Consider the following 800-nt stretch of genomic DNA (forward strand, 5'->3'; position numbering starts at 1 on the left):
CGATGGTCAGCGTGCCGGGCTGGTAGGTGACGGCATAGTTGGCCAGTCCGCTGCCCTGGGCGGCGGAGGCGGTGATGCCGTAGCGGCCGACGGTGCTGGCACCGGTGGCGGTGGTGGCGAGGGTGACGCCGGAGACGGTGTCGCCGTTGACCAGGCCGGCGGTGGAGAAGCTTGCGGTGCCGAGGACGGGTGTCTGACCGTAGGTGCTGGACTGGTTGAGGGCGGTGACGGTCAGCGCCGCCGGGTCGATGGTCAACGTGCCGGGGGCGTAGCTCACGGTGTAATTCGACAGCCCGGTGCCGACCGCACTGGCGGCGCTGATGCCGTAGTTGCCGACGGTGCTGGCACCGGTGGCGGTGGTGGCGAGGGTGACGCCGGAGACGGTGTCGTCGTTGACCAGGCCGCTGGTGCTGAACTTTGCGGTGCCGAGGGCCGGGTTCTGGCCGTAGGTGCTGGTCTGGTTGAGGGCGGTGACGGTCAGGGCGGCGGGATCGATGGTCAGCGTGCCGGGCTGGTAGGTGACGGCATAGTTGGCCAGTCCGCTGCCTTGGGCGGCGGAGGCGGTGATGCCGTAGTTGCCGACGGTGCTGGCACCGGTGGCGGTGGTGGCGAGGGTGACGCCGGAGACGGTGTCGCCGTTGACCAGGCCGCTGGTGCTGAACTTGGCGGTGCCGAGGACGGGTGTCTGACCGTAGGTGCTGGTCTGGTTGAGGGCGGTGACGGTCAGGGCGGCGGGATCGATGGTCAGCGTGCCGGGCTGGTAGGTGACGGCATAGTTGGCCAGTCCGCTGCCCTGGGCG

Annotated in this window: 1 protein-coding gene; it reads right to left on the reverse strand. The window is 70.0% G+C overall.

Annotated features, from left to right (window positions below):
* Positions 1-800, reverse strand: an 800-nt coding sequence (locus tag HLH36_RS19540; protein ID WP_182987937.1) for an MBG-2 domain-containing protein, incomplete at both ends; no start/stop codon positions are given.

It is taken from the genome of Gluconacetobacter aggeris (assembly GCF_014174395.1).
GTDB classification, from domain to species: domain Bacteria; phylum Pseudomonadota; class Alphaproteobacteria; order Acetobacterales; family Acetobacteraceae; genus Gluconacetobacter; species Gluconacetobacter aggeris.